Source organism: Pseudomonas sp. MPDS, assembly GCF_013283895.1.
GTDB classification, from domain to species: domain Bacteria; phylum Pseudomonadota; class Gammaproteobacteria; order Pseudomonadales; family Pseudomonadaceae; genus Aquipseudomonas; species Aquipseudomonas rhizophila.
Genome location: NZ_CP054128.1, coordinates 2,109,521 through 2,127,136, shown reverse-complemented (window position 1 = coordinate 2,127,136; position 17,616 = coordinate 2,109,521). Strand labels below are relative to the sequence as shown.

At 60.3% G+C, this 17,616-nt stretch carries 18 protein-coding genes; 4 read left to right on the top strand and 14 right to left on the bottom strand.

Translation table 11 applies throughout. From position 1 onward, the window contains the following. Positions 1 to 96: 96 nt before the first annotated feature. From HQ912_RS09400 to HQ912_RS09370, 7 genes are all read right to left on the bottom strand, one after another. Positions 97 to 573, bottom strand: coding sequence for a hypothetical protein (locus HQ912_RS09400; RefSeq protein ID WP_047228230.1), 477 nt, complete (start codon positions 571 to 573; stop codon positions 97 to 99). Positions 574 to 662: 89 nt separating this feature from the next. Beyond that, positions 663 to 2,102, bottom strand: a complete 1,440-nt coding sequence (locus tag HQ912_RS09395) for a PLP-dependent aminotransferase family protein (RefSeq protein ID WP_047228229.1) — start codon at positions 2,100 to 2,102, stop codon at positions 663 to 665. A gap of 201 nt (positions 2,103 to 2,303) precedes the next feature. Further along, complete coding sequence (locus HQ912_RS09390; protein ID WP_047228228.1) at positions 2,304 to 3,113, bottom strand: OmpA family protein; 810 nt, start codon at positions 3,111 to 3,113, stop codon at positions 2,304 to 2,306. Next, on the bottom strand, positions 3,110 to 3,469 hold the full coding sequence (locus tag HQ912_RS09385; RefSeq protein ID WP_047228227.1) for a DUF4398 domain-containing protein: 360 nt from the start codon (positions 3,467 to 3,469) through the stop codon (positions 3,110 to 3,112). Before HQ912_RS09385 ends, HQ912_RS09390 begins: the two co-directional genes overlap by 4 nt. Before the next feature lie 9 nt (positions 3,470 to 3,478). Then, complete coding sequence (locus HQ912_RS09380) at positions 3,479 to 4,303, bottom strand: substrate-binding periplasmic protein (RefSeq protein ID WP_076386580.1); 825 nt, start codon at positions 4,301 to 4,303, stop codon at positions 3,479 to 3,481. A 90-nt stretch (positions 4,304 to 4,393) separates the two neighbouring features. Continuing rightward, positions 4,394 to 5,323 carry an electron transfer flavoprotein subunit alpha/FixB family protein gene (locus HQ912_RS09375; protein ID WP_107322026.1) on the bottom strand — a complete coding sequence of 310 codons (930 nt, stop codon included), beginning with the start codon at positions 5,321 to 5,323 and terminating at the stop codon, positions 4,394 to 4,396. 1 nt (position 5,324) lies between these two features. Then, complete coding sequence (locus HQ912_RS09370) at positions 5,325 to 6,074, bottom strand: electron transfer flavoprotein subunit beta/FixA family protein (RefSeq protein ID WP_007908338.1); 750 nt, start codon at positions 6,072 to 6,074, stop codon at positions 5,325 to 5,327. Positions 6,075 to 6,620: 546 nt separating this feature from the next. Here HQ912_RS09370 and HQ912_RS09365 point away from each other — a divergent pair. Then, positions 6,621 to 8,285, top strand: a complete 1,665-nt coding sequence (locus tag HQ912_RS09365) for an electron transfer flavoprotein-ubiquinone oxidoreductase (protein WP_139049472.1) — start codon at positions 6,621 to 6,623, stop codon at positions 8,283 to 8,285. A gap of 183 nt (positions 8,286 to 8,468) precedes the next feature. Here HQ912_RS09365 and HQ912_RS09360 read toward each other — a convergent pair whose 3' ends face one another. Continuing rightward, positions 8,469 to 9,359, bottom strand: a complete 891-nt coding sequence (locus HQ912_RS09360; protein ID WP_047228224.1) for an AraC family transcriptional regulator — start codon at positions 9,357 to 9,359, stop codon at positions 8,469 to 8,471. A gap of 179 nt (positions 9,360 to 9,538) precedes the next feature. On the opposite strand from HQ912_RS09360, the gene HQ912_RS09355 reads away from it, so the two are divergent. Continuing rightward, positions 9,539 to 10,591, top strand: a complete 1,053-nt coding sequence (locus HQ912_RS09355; protein ID WP_139049471.1) for an NAD(P)-dependent alcohol dehydrogenase — start codon at positions 9,539 to 9,541, stop codon at positions 10,589 to 10,591. 6 nt (positions 10,592 to 10,597) lie between these two features. Here the strand turns inward: HQ912_RS09355 and HQ912_RS09350 are convergent, their stop codons facing one another. The 5 genes from HQ912_RS09350 to HQ912_RS09330 form a co-directional block, all read right to left on the bottom strand. Continuing rightward, entirely contained in the window at positions 10,598 to 11,401 is an 804-nt protein-coding gene (locus HQ912_RS09350) for an IclR family transcriptional regulator (RefSeq protein ID WP_013693986.1), read from the bottom strand. 59 nt (positions 11,402 to 11,460) lie between these two features. Continuing rightward, positions 11,461 to 12,771 carry an MFS transporter gene (locus tag HQ912_RS09345; RefSeq protein ID WP_047228222.1) on the bottom strand — a complete coding sequence of 437 codons (1,311 nt, stop codon included), beginning with the start codon at positions 12,769 to 12,771 and terminating at the stop codon, positions 11,461 to 11,463. A 188-nt stretch (positions 12,772 to 12,959) separates the two neighbouring features. Beyond that, a complete protein-coding gene (dgoD, locus tag HQ912_RS09340) occupies positions 12,960 to 14,108 on the bottom strand; it encodes a galactonate dehydratase (RefSeq protein ID WP_047228221.1) in 1,149 nt (382 codons plus the stop codon). Positions 14,109 to 14,157: 49 nt separating this feature from the next. Next, positions 14,158 to 14,778: a 2-dehydro-3-deoxy-6-phosphogalactonate aldolase gene (locus tag HQ912_RS09335; RefSeq protein WP_047228220.1), complete on the bottom strand. Its 621-nt coding sequence runs from the start codon at positions 14,776 to 14,778 to the stop codon at positions 14,158 to 14,160. A gap of 17 nt (positions 14,779 to 14,795) precedes the next feature. Beyond that, on the bottom strand, positions 14,796 to 15,779 hold the full coding sequence (locus HQ912_RS09330) for a 2-dehydro-3-deoxygalactonokinase (RefSeq protein WP_173406701.1): 984 nt from the start codon (positions 15,777 to 15,779) through the stop codon (positions 14,796 to 14,798). Between the two features lie 187 nt (positions 15,780 to 15,966). Between HQ912_RS09330 and HQ912_RS09325 the strand changes: the two genes are divergently transcribed. Continuing rightward, entirely contained in the window at positions 15,967 to 16,599 is a 633-nt protein-coding gene (locus tag HQ912_RS09325; RefSeq protein ID WP_047228218.1) for a glutathione S-transferase family protein, read from the top strand. A 5-nt stretch (positions 16,600 to 16,604) separates the two neighbouring features. Here the strand turns inward: HQ912_RS09325 and HQ912_RS09320 are convergent, their stop codons facing one another. Then, entirely contained in the window at positions 16,605 to 17,087 is a 483-nt protein-coding gene (locus tag HQ912_RS09320; protein ID WP_047228217.1) for a GNAT family N-acetyltransferase, read from the bottom strand. A gap of 179 nt (positions 17,088 to 17,266) precedes the next feature. Here HQ912_RS09320 and HQ912_RS09315 point away from each other — a divergent pair, with 179 nt between their 5' ends. Then, the gene (locus tag HQ912_RS09315; protein WP_047228216.1) at positions 17,267 to 17,608 is read left to right on the top strand and encodes a hypothetical protein; all 342 of its coding nucleotides are present in this window, start codon (positions 17,267 to 17,269) and stop codon (positions 17,606 to 17,608) included. Positions 17,609 to 17,616 lie beyond the last annotated feature (8 nt).

Sequence of the window (17,616 nt, the reverse complement as noted above, 5' to 3'; positions counted from 1 at the left end):
ACAGAGTAACGGCTAAAACACTCGTTTTAAATTACCGTCCGTGTGTTTTTTCTTGTACGCCAGGATGACCCTACAGCCAGCGGCGAGATGGGAGGATTACTGCTTGAATTCGAAATCCAACGCCGCGCCTTCGACTTCATTGCGCTCTTGATTGCGCAATGGCAATTGCATTTCATTGCTCAGCAAACGGCCATTGAGTTGAAACGGTCCCGGTTTTTCCCCAAACATGGAGGGCAACAAAGGCTCACGCTTGGGTAACGGCACCGCCCCCGGAGGCTGCAGATCCTCGACCATGTCTTGAGGCAGGCTCAAATCCAGCTTGGCCGGCGGTAACCGGGTTTTGGCGACCTCGCGGGCAGATTGACTCTTGGAGGCGACAGGGGCCCGTTTTTTCTTCGCTACCGCAGCTTTTTTAGCCGGCGCTTTTTTAACAACTGCCGGTTTTTTCTTCGAGGCGCTTTTAGTCGCACTGGCGGCCGGTTTCTCCTGCGCCGACGCAGCCACGACACCTTCCGAATGGAAGGCAGTCAACAGGCCGATCAAAACCCAGGCGGCAGGAGCAATGGCTTTCATAGACACTACGGCACTTACGGCAGAGATCCCCATGCTCGCCTGTTACTCAGCCGCTGACAAGCCTATCAGGCAGGAGCCGCCAGTTTCTATCAAAAACCGCTGGCGGTCTCCTGGCACAGTTGGGTGGCCAGCAGGCCTAGCGTCATCAAGGCCCGTTCAGCCTCGCGGTTCCAAGGCGTGCCGCAATTGAGGCGGATGCAATGGTTGAACTGTTCGGTGTTACTGAAAATCAGCCCTGGTGCAATGCTGATACCTTGCTGCAACGCCCGTACATGCAACTCCTGGGTGTTGACCCGCCCCGGCAGACTGACCCACAGAATGAAGCCTCCATTAGGCCGGCTCATTTGCGTACCTTCGGGAAAGTATTGCTGCACTGCCAACTGAAAGGCACTGAGGTTTTTGCGGTACTCCTGGCGGATATAACGCAAGTGCCGATCATAGCCGCCATTTTCCAGGTACGCCGCGATGCCCATCTGCGTGACGCTGCATGCCGAATGCGTGCTGAAGGTCTGGAGCCGTTGGATTTCCTGCTGGAATTTACCGGCAATCATCCAACCAATGCGCACGCCCGGTGACAACGTCTTGGAAAAACTCGAACAGTAAATGACTCGGTCCAACCGGTCATAGGCCTTGAGCGCCTTGGTGCGTCCCTGCTCGAACATCAACTCGCCATAAATATCGTCTTCAACGATCTGGATGTCGAAATCCGAGGCCAGGCGCAACAGTTGCTTTTGCCGCTCCTCGGGCATCGTCCCACCGAGGGGATTGCTCAAGCGCGTGGTCAGCACCAGCGCCTTGATCGACCACTGATTGGCCGCCAGTTGCAGGGCTTCCAGGCTCATGCCGGTGACCGGGTCGCTGGGGATCTCGATGACCTTGAGGCCCAGCAGATCCGCCAGTTGCAGCAAGCCGTAGTAGGTCGGCGACTCGGCGGCGATCAGGTCTCCTGGCCGGGTCAGCACCCGCAAGGACATTTGCAGCGCATCCACGCAACCGTGAGTGATCACCACCTCGGAGGGATCCACCACGACCCCGGCATCGCGCATGCGAATCGCCACTTGGCGGCGCAAGGGTTCGAAGCCCGGGCTGAACATGTAGCTGAACGCCCGCGGGCTGTGGAAGCGCGTGACCTTGGCCAGTTGCTGGTGCAGCGCTCGTACAGGCAGGTAGTCGACGCTCGGCACCGCCGCGCCCAGGGGAAATACCCCTTCGCGGCGCGACTCAACCAACACCTGCTGGATGATGCTGCTGCGCGTGACCAGCCCCGGACGCTCGACCCGCGCGATGTCCGGCGTCGGCGCCGTCAGGGCCGGGGTTTGATGCACGTAGTAACCGGACTGCGGCCGCGCACGGATCAGCCCCTGATCTTCAAGGTTGGCGTAGGCCTGCAGCACCGTCGCATGGCTGACGTTGAGCTGCGAGCTCATCTTGCGCACCGAAGGCACACGTTCGCCGGGCTGATACACACCGCGCCGGATGTCTTCAGCCAGTTGTTGGGCAATACGTTGATAGAGCAAGAGGTTGGTCATGACGCAGCACTCGATTTCACGGGCATTTTATTTTTGTGAGAGATAGTACCGGAACAGTTTAGAAGTGTACTGGGACAGTTGCCAGATTACCCGACCCTAGAGGGCAGTGACAGCCCCCAACTGTACTCATGAATCACTGATTCGCAGGCCCAAAAAAACCCGGCGCCTCTGAAGGGGCCGGGTTTTCCAGCAACGCAGCCCTTAGCGGGCGGCGCCGAGCTGGCCTTTCTCGTCGGAGAACACAATTTCAACCCGACGGTTCTGTGCCCGACCACGCTCGGAAGCGTTGACGTCGACCGGGAACTCATCACCGTAGCCTTCGACCTGAATGCGCTTTTCGTCGATCCCCAGGTCCACCAGCACGTCCGCCACCGCCTGGGCCCGGCTATGGGACAGCTTGAGGTTTTCCTGCTTGCCGCCGGTGCTGTCGGTGTAACCTTCGATGCGCACCACACGCTTGGGGTTGAGCTGCAAGAATTGCACGATCTTGAGCACCACCCGGTTTGCCGAGTTCTTCAACTGCGCCTGGCCGGTGTCGAACAGCACGTCACCGAGCGTCATCACCAGGCCGCGATCGGTCTGGGTGGTCGCCATCGCCATGATCTGCTCTTCAAGCCACTTGCCCTGTTGCTGGACACTCAGCAACTTGGACTCGCGCAGGGCCAATTGCAGGCGCTGGCGCTCCAGTTCGAGCTTCGCCGCGCGCTCTTCATTGAGCACCTGATTGCTGTGCTCACGGGCAATCTCACTGTAGCGCTGGCTCAGGTAGGCGTAATGCAGCACATCTTCGCTGCTGCCCCAGTAGCTGGACAAGCGATCGGCCCGGGCCAGGGATTCACCGGCGCGGATGACATCCTTGGGCGCGGCTCGCAATACGTTGGAGTCTTCCTTGACCTTCTGGAAGTCGGCACCTGCCTTTTCCAGCGCCACTTCGCTGCGCTGACCCGCGCAACCGTACAAGCTGGCCAGGCCCGCGAGAATCAGGCCGCCAAATACTTGGGACTGCTTCATTGGGCATCATCTCTCAACTGTTTGCGCAAGCGCTCGATGCGGGTGTTAAGCACGTTCAGGTGTTCCTCGCCCTTGAGGGTCAGCACCTTCGCTTCGGCCAGGCGTGCATCCAGTTCGGCTTGCTCAGCGCGCATGCGGGCCTTCTTGAACGACTCGTCGGCCATGTTGGACTGGGCGCGGGCGAACTTTTCTTCGGCGAGTTTCAACTCGGGCACTTCTTCGGATGTGGCGCCCACGGCGCGGGCTTGCTCCAGCGCCTGTTCAGTCAGGCGAATCTGTTCATTCGGCGCCGGATCGGCTGCGCAACCCGCCAGAGCCAGTACGGCCAGGGCAGCGAAAAGAGGTCGAATAGTCACTAATGTTCCCTACTGTTTTGGGGCACCAACAGGTGGCTGCAACTGTGTTTTCCAACGCTCGATATTGCGCTGCAACACAGCCTCCGTCAGGCCGGACGCGGCCAATTCTGTCATCTTTTGCGCCAGCTGTCCGCGCAACCATGGGTCATTGCAGGCGGAGTTATGGGAAACCGCGAGGAACAGCCCCGGGGTATCCACTGGTTGCGGCGCGGCCTGCAGGTCATTGGCCATGCCCAATGTCTGGGCCATCGCCAGGCCCGAGTAACGCCCTGCCAGGACATACTCCACCTCCCCCAGCAGCAGTTTCTGAAAGGCTTCAGTCAGGTTGGGGGTACGGGTCAGGGACAATTGCTGCTCGGCAAATACGCCAAATGCCTGGGTCATTCGCGCCTTTTGCGACAATGCCCCGGGATGACCATGAAGGTCCTCGGGCTGAGCGATCACCAATGTCGAATCCTTGCGGGTCCACACCAGGTAATCGTTATTCAGCAAGGGCGGATGAACATAGTCCAGGGTTTCAAGCTCGCTGATGGTCAGCGCGGCGTCGACGAGCAGGTCCATGCGTCCGCTGCGCACTTCGTCCAGGGCCTGAGCACGCTTGCCGGCATAGAGCAATTCGATCTTGATCCCCAGCTCCGTCGCCACTTGCGCCAGCAGGTCGGCGCTGGCACCGATCAGGTGTTTGGGATCCTGGGGGTCTTGCCACAGGTAGGGCGGCGCATCCGGGCTACCGGTGGCGATCAGACGTTCACACTTGCCGGCGGCGACAGACAGACCTGGCACGACGGCCAGCGCCCACAGCAACGACACGCCAGCCAAACGGCGAAGATCCATGGCGATATGCTCCCCTTGCAGTGACAACAACGTGCAGATAATAAAAAACCCGGCCAAAGGGCCGGGCTCTTTATAAGTGAAGACGCCGGATTAGACCAGCTTCTCCAGCTCAGGGATGGCTTCGAACAAGTCCGCTACCAGGCCATAGTCAGCCACCTGGAAGATCGGCGCTTCTTCGTCCTTGTTGATCGCGACGATCACCTTGGAGTCTTTCATGCCGGCCAGATGCTGGATCGCGCCGGAGATACCGACGGCGATGTACAGCTGTGGCGCAACGATCTTGCCGGTCTGGCCGACCTGCATGTCGTTAGGTACAAAACCTGCGTCGACCGCGGCGCGGGAAGCACCGACGGCGGCGCCCAGCTTGTCGGCCAGGGCGTACAGGTGCTTGAAGTTGTCACCGTTCTGCATGCCACGCCCGCCGGAAACGACGATCTTGGCAGCGGTCAGTTCCGGACGATCGGACTTGGCCAGTTCTTCGTTGACGAAGCTGGAGATACCGGCGTCGTGAGCAGCAGCCACCGCTTCAACAGCAGCGGAGCCACCTTCGGCGGCAACCGGGTCGAAACCGGTAGCACGTACGGTGATGACCTTGACCGCAGCATTGGACTGCACGGTAGCAATGGCGTTACCGGCATAGATCGGGCGCTTGAAGGTGTCGGCACTTTCCACCGAAATGATCTCGGAGATCTGGTCGACGTCCAGCGCAGCGGCAACGCGCGGCAGGATGTTTTTGCCGTTGGACGTGGCGGCAGCCAGGATGTGGCTGTAGCCCTTGCCCAGCTCGGCCACCAGCGGTGCAACGTTTTCCGGCAACTGGTGCGCATAGGCAGCGTTGTCGGCCGACAACACTTTTGCCACACCCGCGATTTTCGCAGCGGCTTCAGCCACGGCGCCAACGCCTTGACCGGCCACCAGAACGTGGACATCACCACCGATTTTCGCAGCGGCAGCAACGGTGTTCAGCGTGGCCGGAGCCAACGCCTTGTTATCGTGTTCGGCGATTACCAAGATAGTCATGTCAGATTACCTTCGCTTCGTTTTTCAGTTTCTCGACCAGTTCAGCCACCGACTTGACCTTGATGCCCGCGCTGCGTGCAGCCGGCGCTTCGACTTTGAGGGTCTTGTTGGTGGAGGCGGTGGAAACGCCCAAAGCGTCCGGAGTCAGCACTTCAAGCGGCTTCTTCTTGGCTTTCATGATGTTTGGCAGGGACGCATAACGCGGCTCGTTCAAACGCAGGTCGGTGGTGACGATGGCCGGCAGTTTCAGGGAAACAGTCTGCGCGCCGCCGTCGATTTCGCGAGTCACGGCAACGCTGTCGCCGGACACTTCAACTTTGGACGCGAACGTGCCCTGACCGTAGCCGCTCAATGCCGCGAGCATCTGGCCAGTCTGGTTGTTGTCGCTGTCGATGGCCTGCTTGCCGAGGATCACCAGCTGTGGCTGTTCCTTGTCGACAACGGCCTTGAGCAGCTTGGCCACGGCCAGGGAAGTCAGGTCTTCGGCGGATTCGACGAGGATGGCGCGATCAGCACCCAGCGCCAGCGCGGTACGCAGTTGCTCCTGGGCAGTGGTCGGGCCGATGGAGACGACGACGATCTCTGTCGCCACGCCTTTTTCTTTCAGGCGTACGGCTTCTTCTACGGCGATTTCGCAGAAAGGGTTCATCGACATCTTGACGTTGGCGAGGTCGACGCCGGAGTTGTCCGCCTTGACGCGAACCTTGACGTTATAGTCGACCACTCGTTTGACAGCTACAAGAACCTTCATGGATTCCTCGTTACTCTCCGGTGAAAAGAAAGTCGCCTAGGCGAACCTGGCGGTTGATGCTCATGGGCGCAAGGGCACCTCTAAAAACGCCGGCATGAACCACACATGACCTTGCTCACGGGAGTGAAGACCGTTCGTCAGTGATGACCGACGAGTCATTCATTATCGCGGCGTGTAAACTGCGCGTCCGAACCACGCAATACGTCACTTTGTGCTGCCTTCGCCCTGTCTTTAGAGGTGCTCTTGGAACCAACAGTCAGCCTACGGCGAGCGCAAAACCGCCCGTATCTTGACCGGAACGCCCATTCCGGTCAATACGGCAAAATGGTCAGTCATAAGCCGTACGTCAGTGATTTATCTGGCCTGCGGCTATTTCAAACAAACGTTTGTATTGGACCCTGAGAGTGGTGTAGATATAATGCGCCGCTTAAGAGAGAACCGCGGGTCATTCATTGCCGCTTTCGTCGATTTCGCGAAGCAGATCGTGGATGCAACGCCAAACCTCCAATTAGAAAAAACTGTTGAGCCTTGAGTAGGAGATAGCCTGTGGAACGCGAATACATGGAATTCGACGTGGTCATCGTCGGTGCCGGCCCCGCTGGCCTGTCTGCCGCTTGCCGACTGAAACAGAAGGCCGCCGAAGCCGGTAAGGAAATCAGCGTCTGCGTGGTCGAAAAAGGCTCCGAAGTCGGTGCGCACATTCTCTCCGGTGCGGTATTCGAACCCCGCGCCCTGAACGAACTGTTCCCGGACTGGAAAGAACTCGGCGCACCGTTGAACACGCCCGTCGTGCGCGATGACATTTTTGTCCTGAGAAACGCCGAGACCGCGAGCAAAATCCCTGACTTCTTTGTGCCCAAGACCATGCACAACGAAGGCAACTATATTATTTCCCTGGGCAACCTGTGCCGCTGGCTGGCTCAGCAGGCCGAGAACCTGGGCGTGGAAATCTACCCGGGCTTCGCCGCCCAGGAAGCGCTGTTCGACGAGAACGGCGTCGTACGCGGGATCATTACCGGCGACCTCGGTGTCGACCGTGAAGGCAAGCCGAAAGAAGGCCTCTACACCCCTGGTATGGAACTGCGTGGCAAATACACGCTGTTCGCCGAAGGCTGCCGTGGTCATATCGGCAAGCAACTGATCAAGCGCTTCAACCTGGACAGCGACGCCGACGCCCAGCACTACGGCATCGGCCTGAAGGAAATCTGGGAAATCGACCCGGCCAAGCATCAACCGGGCCTGGTGGTGCACACCGCCGGCTGGCCGCTGGACATCATGGGCACCGAAAATACCGGGGGCTCTTTCCTTTATCACCTGGAAAACAACCAGGTGGTCGTCGGCCTGATCGTCGATCTGTCCTACAGCAACACTTTCCTGTCGCCGTTCGACGAGTTCCAGCGCCTCAAGCATCACCCGGTGCTCAAGCAGTACCTGGAAGGCGGCAAGCGCGTCAGCTACGGTGCGCGTGCCATCTGCAAGGGCGGCCTGAATTCGCTGCCGAAAATGGTCTTCAAGGGCGGCGCGCTGATCGGTTGCGACCTCGGCACCCTGAACTTCGCCAAGATCAAAGGCAGCCACACCGCCATGAAGTCCGGCATGCTCGCCGCCGAAGCGGTGGCCGATCGCCTGTTCGCCGAATCCGAAGGCGGCGATGAACTGACCGCCTACGTCGACAGTTTCAAGAACAGCTGGCTGTACGAAGAGCTGTTCGCCAGTCGTAACTTCGGCCCAGCGATTCACAAGTACGGCGCTATCATCGGCGGCGGCTTCAACTGGCTCGACCAGAACATCTTCGCCGGCAAGCTGCCGTTCACCCTGCATGACACCAAACCGGACTACGCCTGCCTGAAATTGGCGGCTGACTGCAAAAAGATCGACTACCCGAAACCGGACGGCAAGATCAGCTTCGACAAACTCAGCTCGGTGTTCATCTCCGGTACCAACCATGAAGAAGAACAGCCCTGCCACCTGAAGCTGACCGACCCGAGCATCCCGATCAGCAAGAACCTGCCGCTGTATGACGAACCGGCCCAACGCTATTGCCCGGCCGGGGTGTACGAAGTGGTGACCCAGGAAGACGGCGAGAAGCGCTTCCAGATCAACGCCCAGAACTGCGTTCATTGCAAGACCTGCGACATCAAGGACCCTGCACAGAACATCACCTGGGTTTCGCCGGAAGGCGCCGGCGGGCCGACTTACCCGAATATGTAAGCCGATTCGCTGAACATCAAGGCTCCCGACATGGGGGCCTTTTTGTTGCCTGCGATTCTGTCAACCACACCGAACCCATGTGGGAGCGAGCCTGCTCGCGATAGCGGCGCGTCAGTCGACATTCATCTTGAATGACAAGGCGCTATCGCGAGCAGGCCCGCTCCCACAAGGAATCCTGAGTGATCAAGCGACGCGCTCTTCCCCGGGACTGCGCTCGAAGTAACGCTTGTACTCCCGGCTGAACTGCGACGAACTCTGATACCCCACCTGGTGCGCAACCTGGGCCACGCCCATGCCCTCGATCAGCAGCAACCGCTGAGCCTTGAGCAGACGCAGTCGTTTGAGGTACTGCACCGGCGACAACAGCGTGCTGCGTTTGAAATGCTCATGGAAGGTCGAAGCACTCATGTTCGCGCAACTGGCCAGCGTCTCGACGTTCAACGGCTCGGTGAAATGCGCGTGCAGATGGCTCAGGGCAGCGGCAATCCGGGCAAACTGTCCTTGCTGCTCCACCAGCGCGCGCAGTACGTCGGCCTGGGGCCCGCGCAAGGCGACAAACAGCAGCTCCCGCAGCCGCGCCTGCCCCATGACCTGGCATTCCAACGGATCGTGCAGGCAGTGCAACAAGCGCTCGACACATCCACGCATGGCGTCATCGAGCACCGCACACGTCATCGACTCCGGGGTCTGCGGCGCAAGGCTGCGCCCCGGCACCAGTCCCATGGCCAGCACCAGCTCCCCCAGTATCGCCCGATCGATTGCCACGGAAACCCCCAGCAACGGAGCATTGGGCATGGCGTAGGTTTCGCATTCGAACGGCACCGGCAGCGCCTGGATCAAATAATGCCCCGCACCGTACTCCAGCGTGCGTGGCCCCAGGAACGCCAGTTTGCTGCCCTGGACAATGATCACCAGACTCGGCTCGTAGAGCTGTGGACCACGGGCAACGTCCTGGCTGGCCCTGAGCACCTGTACGCCCGGCAACTGCGTGGGCACGAATCCGTCGCGGGTCGCCAGGGGTTCAATCAGCGAGACCAAAGGGGCATTGGCATCAAGATGACGGGTCAACAACATGGGAAAAACTTCACGAAAAAAGGGATGAAAGCATCATCGCAGGTCTAATGCTTCGTAGGATCAAACCATAGCCAATGTCGGAGGAATAGGCACGACACGCGTAGGAATCGCCATCGCCGCGAAGCGACATGACTCCCACAATGGTCCACCTCACCGTTCACTGCTTAGCGAGGTCCATTATGTACACTGCTATCGGATATGCCGCCCAATCGGCCACCACTCCCCTCGCCCCAATGAAGTTCGAACGCCGCAGCCCGCGAGCCGACGATGTGGCGATCGACATTCTCTACTGTGGCGTATGCCATTCCGACATCCACCAGGCCCGCAATGAATGGGGCATTGCCGTTTACCCGTTGATGCCCGGCCATGAGATCGTCGGAAAAGTCACCGCCGTCGGTGCGAATGTCACCCGCTATAAGATTGGCGACCTGGTGGGCGTTGGCTGCATGGTCGACTCCTGCCGCGAGTGCGAAGCCTGTCGCGCGGACCTGGAACAATACTGCTACCAAGGCATGACGCAGACCTACGCCAGCCCGGACCGTATCAGCGGCGGCCACACCATGGGCGGGTACTCCAACAGCATCGTGGTCAGCGAACACTTTGTGCTGCGCATCCCGGAAACCCTCGACCCGGCCGGCGCCGCACCGATTCTCTGCGCTGGCATCACCACCTACTCGCCCCTCAAGCACTATGGCGTGAAGGCCGGTGACAAGGTCGGCGTGCTGGGCATGGGCGGCCTCGGCCACATGGGCATCAAGTTCGCCAAGGCCATGGGCGCGGAAGTGACGCTGTTCACCCGCTCGGCGAGCAAGGCTGAAGAAGCCCGTCGCCAAGGTGCGGACCACGTGATCGTGTCCACCGACGCCGCGCAGATGGCTGCTGCCGCCGGGCGCTTCAACTTCCTGCTGGACACCATTCCGGTGCAGCACGACCTCAATCCCTACCTCGACACCTTGCGTTTCGACGGCGTGCATATCCTGGTGGGTCTGGTCGAGCCGATCGATCCGCCGGTACACGCGGCCAAACTGATCATGGGCCGTCGGGTCCTGGCCGGCTCGCTGATCGGCGGTGTTGCCGAAACCCAGGAAGTGCTGGATTTCTGCGCCGAACACAACATCAGCTGCGACATTGAAATGCTCGACATCCGCCAGATCAACGAGGCCTACAGCCGCATGATCGCAGGCGACGTGAAGTACCGCTTCGTCATCGACATGGCGACGCTCAAAGCCTGACGTTCGTCAGACCTTCGCGCCTAGTTCCGCCGACAGCCGGGCTGTGACCCCTTTGACCAGGGGAATCAGCTCGGCCATTTTTTCCAGCGGCATATACGGTACGGTGCTGGCGATGCTGATACCGGCGACGATGCGCTTGCCGGCGTCTCGGATCGGCGCCGCCACGCAACGAATCGACGGCTCGTTGTCTTCCAGATCGAAGGCATAACCACCCGCTACATACTCCACCATCCGCTGCTGGAACTGCTCCCAGGATTGCTCCTGATGCTGGGGCCAGAACTGATTCTTCCCTCCCGCCGGCAAGCTGATTTCATACAGCCTTTTCCATTGTTCCTGAGAATCATCGAGCATCAGCGCCTTACCGATCCCGGTACGCGCCAGCGGCATGCGATGGCCCACGCGCGAACGCATTTCCGGGCCATTGCGCCCTGGATTTTTCAGCAGGTACAACACCTCGTCGCCCTCGCGAATCGCCAGGTGAACAGTGTCACCGGTGAGCGCCGACAACTCGTCCAGGTACGGCCCCGCCAGGCTCACCAACGGCAACTCTTCCCGGGCCTGAAAACCCAGCTCGATCAGCTTCGGCCCCAACAGATAACCCACTTGCGGCACCACCCGCAGGTAGCGCTCATCCACCAGGCAACTGGCCAGGCGATGGGTGGTGCTACGGGTGGTGCCGATCAACCGGGCGATTTCCTTCAGGTCACGGGCGCCGCTGGCGACCGCCTGGACCACACCCAGACCACGCAGCAGTGTCTGGGTGCCTGTGGGCGCCGCGTCCTTGGTGATTTTTGGATCGTCTTGCTGCATATCCGGCCTTCAACAGTGAGCGGGGAACGGGCGGCATTATGGTCGCCCGCCCCGTCGGACTACAACTCGATGCGCTCGACCTTCCCTACCAGCAGGATGTAGGACAGCGCGCCAATCAACGCCAGCACGGCGATATAGGTGATGGCCGGGGCAAACGAATCGCCGCTGGCGAGGAAACCGATGACGATGGGCGTGGCGATGGCCGCCAGGTTACCGATGAAATTGAACACCCCGCCCGTCAAGCCAAGCAACCGCGCGGGCGCCAGGGTCGAGACCAGCGACCAGGTGATCGACGCCAGGCCATTGCCGAAGAACGCCAGGGCCAGGAAAGCGATCACCAACGGTGTCGACTCAACGAAGTTGGCGCCGATGATCGCCGTAGAGATCAGCAGCCCGCCGATGATCGGTAGCTTGCGGGCGAACCCCACCGTGGAACCGCGACGGATCAACCAGTCGGAGAAGAACCCGGAACACAACACACCGACAAACGCGGCGAGGAACGGCAATGACGCCAACAGGCCGGACTTGATGAAGTCCATGCCGCGATATTTCACCAGGTAGGTCGGGAACCAGGTCAGAAAAAACCACAGTGTGGAATTCAGGCAGAACTGGCCCAGGTAAATGCCCCACAGCTTGCGCTGGGTCAGGACGATCCCCAGGTCCGCCCAACTGAACTTGGCCTTGGCCTTGGCTGTATCGGCCTGGATATCCACCAACCCGCCGCCTTCGCGGATCAGTTCGATCTCGGCGGCGTTGACCCCTTTGAAATCCCGCGGTTCGCGATACACCGCGTACCAGATCACCGCCCAGATGATGCCCACCGCGCCCGTGGCGACAAATACCATGTGCCAACCGAAGGCGTGTTGCAGCCACGCCAATACCGGCGTCAGGAAGGCCAGCCCGACGAACTGCCCCGAGGTGTAGAAACCAATGGCCGTGGCCCGTTCGCGCTCAGGAAACCAGGTGGTCACCACGCGGCTATTGATCGGGTAGGCCGGTGCCTCCAGGGCGCCAACCGCCATGCGCAGGACGAACAACGCGATGAAGCTGGCGGCAAAACCGAGCATCACCGTGGCCACCGACCACAGCAATAGTGCAACGCTATACAGAATACGCGGGGGCACCCGATCCACCAGCCAGCCGCCGGGGATCTGCATGGCGGCGTAGGTCCAGCCGAACGCCGAGAAAATCAGCCCGACGTGGATCGGATCGATGCCCAGCTCACTGGTCAGCGCGGGGGCGGCGATCGAAAGGTTGCTGCGGTCCAGGTAGTTGATCACCACGGTGATAAACAGCAGGACCATGATGAAAAAACGCTTGCGGCTGGGCGTCACCAACGACGCTTGCGCGCTCAGGGTGTGCGCTTGCATGTGAGGTGCCTCTTTTTATGTTTATTGAGGAAACGGGGACGTTGAGCGGATCTCCCAGCAGGGGAGATCAAATGTGGGAGCGAGCCTGCTCGCGATGACGGTGTGTCAGTTGACTCATGTGCAGCGGACAAATCGCCATCGCGAGCAGGCTCGCTCCCACAAGGGGATCGGGTGAAATCAGAACCCACTCACCACTCAGCAAAACTGCCATCGGCATGGCGCCAGATCGGGTTGCGCCAGCGGTGGCCGATGGCGGCGCGTTCGATGACGTACTCCTCATTGATCTCGATGCCCAGGCCTGGACCGTTAGGGATTTTCACGAAACCCTTGTCATAGTCGAACACCCGCGGATCCTTGATGTAATCCAGCAGGTCGTTGCTCTCGTTGTAATGGATGCCCAGGCTCTGCTCCTGGATGAACGCGTTGTAGCAAACCGCATCCAGTTGCAGGCACGCCGCCAGGGCGATCGGGCCCAGCGGGCAGTGCAGTGCCAGCGCCACGTCGTAGGCCTCGGCCATGTTGGCGATCTTGCGGGTTTCGGTGATGCCGCCGGCGTGGGACGCATCCGGCTGGATGATGTCCACGTAGCCTTCGCTGAGTACACGCTTGAAATCCCAACGCGAGAACAACCGCTCACCCAAGGCAATGGGCGTGCTGGTCAGCGGCGCCAATTCCTTCAGGGCTTCGTAGTTCTCACTGAGCACCGGTTCTTCGATGAACATCAGCTTGTACGGATCGAGCTCCTTCATCAGCACCTTGGCCATCGGCTTGTGCACCCGACCGTGGAAGTCCACGCCAATACCGACGTTCGGCCCGACTGCATCCCGTACCGCCGCGACATTGGCCAGGGCCAGGTCGACCTTTTCAAAGGTGTCGAGAAACTGCAGTTCTTCGGTGCCGTTCATCTTCACCGCCGTGAAACCCCGCGCCACAGCTTCTTTCGCCGCTCGGGCGGTGTCCGCCGGGCGGTCGCCGCCGATCCACGAATACACGCGGATCTTGTCGCGTACCTGCCCGCCAAGCAAATCGCTGACTGACACGCCCAGGGCCTTGCCCTTGATGTCCCACAACGCCTGGTCGATACCGGCCAGGGCGCTCATATGAATCGCGCCGCCGCGGTAGAAGCCGCCGCGATACAGCACGGTCCAGATGTCTTCGATATTGCGTGGGTCTTTGCCGATCAGGTAGTCGGACAATTCCTCAACGGCGGCCGCCACCGTGTGGGCGCGGCCTTCAACCACGGGTTCGCCCCAACCAGTGACGCCTTCGTCGGTTTCAACCTTGAGGAAGCACCAGCGCGGTGGAACGATAAACGTGGTCAGTTTGGTGATTTTCATCTTGTTGTCTCTCTTATCAGATGCAGCGCGCGGGGCGCTGGAAAAGTCTTCAGTTCAAGGCATTCCACGCGGCCACGTAGGCCTTGGCGCGCACCGCCACTTCGTCAGCCGTCAGGCCCGGCTTGAACAACCCGGAACCCAGGCCGAACCCCTTGACGCCGGCCTCGACGAACACCGCCATGTTGTCCGGGGTAATCCCGCCCACCGGCACCAGCACGGTTCCGGCCGGCAATACCGCGAGCCAGGCCTTGACCACCGCCGGGCCCATTTGCTCGGCCGGAAACATCTTCAACACATGGGCACCTTCGGCCAGTGCGGCAAAGGCTTCGGTGGGCGTGGCAACACCGGGCGAGAGGTACAAGCCCGCGGCTTTCGCCGCCCGCAACACCTTAGGATCGCTATGGGGCATAACGATGACTTGACCGCCGGCGGCTTTCACTTGCTCGACCTGTTCCGGCGTGAGCACCGTGCCGGCCCCGATCAGGCAATCGGCGGGTAAGGTACTGCGCAGGATGCGGATACTTTCGTACGGCTCGGGAGAATTGAGCGGTACTTCGATGACGCGAAATCCGGCGCCATAAAGGACTTCGCCGATAGCGGCGGCCTCTTCCGGACGCAGACCGCGCAAAATTGCGATCAGCCCGTTGTGCGCCAGTGCTTGTGTGAGCATGTCAGACCTCCAGTCGTTTAACGCGATGCGGTGGAATCGAGCAGCCCGGCCGCCACGGCCAGTTGCCACAAACCACGTTCGGTAGCCTGTTCGGCCAGGGACACCCGGGCAAAACCGCAGGCATCGAGGGCCCGTTGATAACGGACGCAGAGTTGAGAATTGCCGATCAACACCACCGTCGGCAGATGAATGGTGTCGCGCCGTCGGCGTTGCACGGTGGCCAGGGCTGTCAGCTCATGACCGATCAGGAGGCCGGAAAGGTAATCCGCCTGGGCGCTGGCACTGAGTTCGCCAGTCAAGCCCAGACTGCGGGCACTGAACACGGTGGACAACGGGCCGATCTGGCCGTCCACCGACAACGCCACCTGCACGCCGCGATCAAAAGCCAGGCTATCGAACGCCGTGCCACGTTGCTGGGTGCGGCCCAGAATGCTGTGGTCACTGAGCACGGCGAAGATCTCGCCGGTCATGAACGTATCGAAATGCACGATGCAGCCATCGGCCACTTCCACCCATTTCGAATGACTGCCGGGCAAGCCGATCAGTACCGCTTCATCCGGCAGGCTGTGCAAGGCGCCAAGCACTTGGGTTTCTTCGCCGCGCATGACATTGGGTAACCGCGAACGCTGGATCACCCCCGGCACGATGTGCACATCGACACCGCGAAGACTACGAACGGTTTGTAGGGAATGTCCGAGATTGGCGACGTTGGCGGGTGTGTCGCAGTAAGGCGCTTCGCGCCAGCCCTGGGCGCTGCCGACCATGCCGCAGGCGATCACGGGCAGGCCTGGCTGGGCGTCGAGCCAATCGCCGCACGCCTCGTCGAAGGCCAGTTCAAAACCGTCGATGCACACCTGACCGGCCACCGTTCGCGGCCCGGAGGGCAACTGCATGATCCCCGACGACAGCGAACGCTGTTCGAGCACCTCGCCCCCGGCGGCGAGTTTGTAAGCCCGTAATGAGGTGGTCCCCCAATCGAGCGCAATCAATTGCGCCTGCATCCGTTTCACCTGTTTTGTTTTTTGGCAGTGAGTGCACGGACTATAAACCTGGGCGCAACAAAATCTCAATATATAAATATCACTCCCATATATTGGGATTAAATACATCGACGACAAAGCCAATCGCCATTCGCCCAAGACCCTGCTACGTTTCTGATCGGACGCCAAACAACTCAGGGAAAAAGGGATGGGACAACAGTTGAAAATCCTCGGCCGCACTTCTTCGATCAACGTCAGAAAAGTGTTGTGGACCTGTCAGGAGCTGGAGATCGCCTACGAGCGCGAAGACTGGGGCATCGGCTTTGCCTCCACCCAAGATCCGGAGTTCCTGGCGCTCAACCCCAACGCCCAAGTGCCGGTGATCATTGATGAAAACGGTGTGCTGTGGGAGTCCAACACCATTTGTCGCTACCTTGTAGGCAAGTATGGAGGCAACGATCTACTGCCCGTCGAACCGGCCGCGCGCGCCCGAATCGAACAGTGGATGGACTGGCAAGCGACCGAACTCAACCCGTCATGGGGCTATGCGTTTCATGCATTGGTGCGCAAGAACCCGGAGTTTCAGGACCCACAACGCATCGCCGCCGGGGTCAAAGGCTGGAACGAAAAGATGGGGTTGCTGGAGGATCAATTGAACCGCACTGGCGCCTACGTGGCCGGTGCGGATTTTTCCCTCGCGGATGTGCTCATCGGTCTGTCGGTGCATCGCTGGCGCCAGACGCCCATGGAACGCCCGGACTACCTGGCCGTGGCCGCTTATTGCAAACGACTCGAACCACGACCGGGGTTTGCCGAGTGGGCATCCGACGCCCACTCATGAAGTGCTCAATTGCCGTTAGCGAAATCCCGTAGCACCTTGCCGTCCATCCGGTAGCGCACCCACTCTTCCTGGGGTTGCGCGCCGAGGGACTTGTAGAATTCGATCGCCGGCGTGTTCCAGTCCAGCACGCTCCACTCGAAGCGACCGCAATCGTTGTCGCAGGCAATTTTCGCCAGGTGACGCAGCAGCGTCTTCCCTGCCCCGCCGCCGCGCTGGTCAGGCGTGATGTACAGGTCTTCGAGGTACAGGCAGTTGCTGCCCAGCCACGTGGAATAACTGAAGAAAAACACCGCATAACCGATGGGCACGCCATCACGCAGACAGATCAGTCCATGGGCAGTGGAGCCCTCGCTGAACAGGCTGCGCTGAATGTCCGTCACGCTGGCGATGACTTCGTGGCGGGCCTTTTCGTAATCGGCAAGTTCAGTGATGAAGGCAAGGATTTGAGGCGCATCGCTGGGTTGCGCAGGACGAATCTGGATCGACATGAACGGGCCTTGTAGCCAATTGAAAGCGCCATACTAAGCCGCCACGCTGCGCTCGTCACACCTCGAAGACAAATTTTGAGTGACGGTCCCTACGGCACCATTCGTCGCCTGTCAGGCACCAACCCGGATTCAGGACAGCCCAAAATCAGGCAAGCATTCTAAAAAATGGAGGCGACACCATGATCTCATCAAGGCTGACTGCATTCACATTCGCCACGCTGCTGTCTTCGGCGGCTTTCGCAGCCACCACCGACGGCACCGGTCCGACCGATCCGGTACAGGCGCCCAATTCCCCCGCAACCGAAGGCATGCCCAAGCTGAACACCGATGGCACCGGTGGCGGCCTGAACAATGGTCAGCCTCCCGCCAACGGCACCGATCCGCGGGTGCAGGGCAACGATGCGGGTCGTCAGGGCGGCATGAATACGCCGGACTCCAATACCCCCGATAACGCCGAAACCGGCACGGGCTCGAAAACCACCACCGGCGGGTCGGGTTCCGAGGGCGGCGCCAGCCAGTAACCCCCCAG

Coding starts and splice junctions, on each gene's coding strand:
- HQ912_RS09400 (WP_047228230.1), bottom strand. CDS start 573: ATGAAAGCCATTGCTCCTGCCGCCTGGGTTTTGATCGGCCTGTTGACT.
- HQ912_RS09395 (WP_047228229.1), bottom strand. CDS start 2,102: ATGACCAACCTCTTGCTCTATCAACGTATTGCCCAACAACTGGCTGAA.
- HQ912_RS09390 (WP_047228228.1), bottom strand. CDS start 3,113: ATGAAGCAGTCCCAAGTATTTGGCGGCCTGATTCTCGCGGGCCTGGCC.
- HQ912_RS09380 (WP_076386580.1), bottom strand. CDS start 4,303: ATGGATCTTCGCCGTTTGGCTGGCGTGTCGTTGCTGTGGGCGCTGGCC.
- HQ912_RS09375 (WP_107322026.1), bottom strand. CDS start 5,323: ATGACTATCTTGGTAATCGCCGAACACGATAACAAGGCGTTGGCTCCG.
- HQ912_RS09370 (WP_007908338.1), bottom strand. CDS start 6,074: ATGAAGGTTCTTGTAGCTGTCAAACGAGTGGTCGACTATAACGTCAAG.
- HQ912_RS09360 (WP_047228224.1), bottom strand. CDS start 9,359: ATGTTGTTGACCCGTCATCTTGATGCCAATGCCCCTTTGGTCTCGCTG.
- HQ912_RS09355 (WP_139049471.1), top strand. CDS start 9,539: ATGTACACTGCTATCGGATATGCCGCCCAATCGGCCACCACTCCCCTC.
- HQ912_RS09350 (WP_013693986.1), bottom strand. CDS start 11,401: ATGCAGCAAGACGATCCAAAAATCACCAAGGACGCGGCGCCCACAGGC.
- HQ912_RS09345 (WP_047228222.1), bottom strand. CDS start 12,771: ATGCAAGCGCACACCCTGAGCGCGCAAGCGTCGTTGGTGACGCCCAGC.
- dgoD (WP_047228221.1), bottom strand. CDS start 14,108: ATGAAAATCACCAAACTGACCACGTTTATCGTTCCACCGCGCTGGTGC.
- HQ912_RS09335 (WP_047228220.1), bottom strand. CDS start 14,778: ATGCTCACACAAGCACTGGCGCACAACGGGCTGATCGCAATTTTGCGC.
- HQ912_RS09330 (WP_173406701.1), bottom strand. CDS start 15,779: ATGCAGGCGCAATTGATTGCGCTCGATTGGGGGACCACCTCATTACGG.
- HQ912_RS09325 (WP_047228218.1), top strand. CDS start 15,967: ATGGGACAACAGTTGAAAATCCTCGGCCGCACTTCTTCGATCAACGTC.
- HQ912_RS09320 (WP_047228217.1), bottom strand. CDS start 17,087: ATGTCGATCCAGATTCGTCCTGCGCAACCCAGCGATGCGCCTCAAATC.
- HQ912_RS09315 (WP_047228216.1), top strand. CDS start 17,267: ATGATCTCATCAAGGCTGACTGCATTCACATTCGCCACGCTGCTGTCT.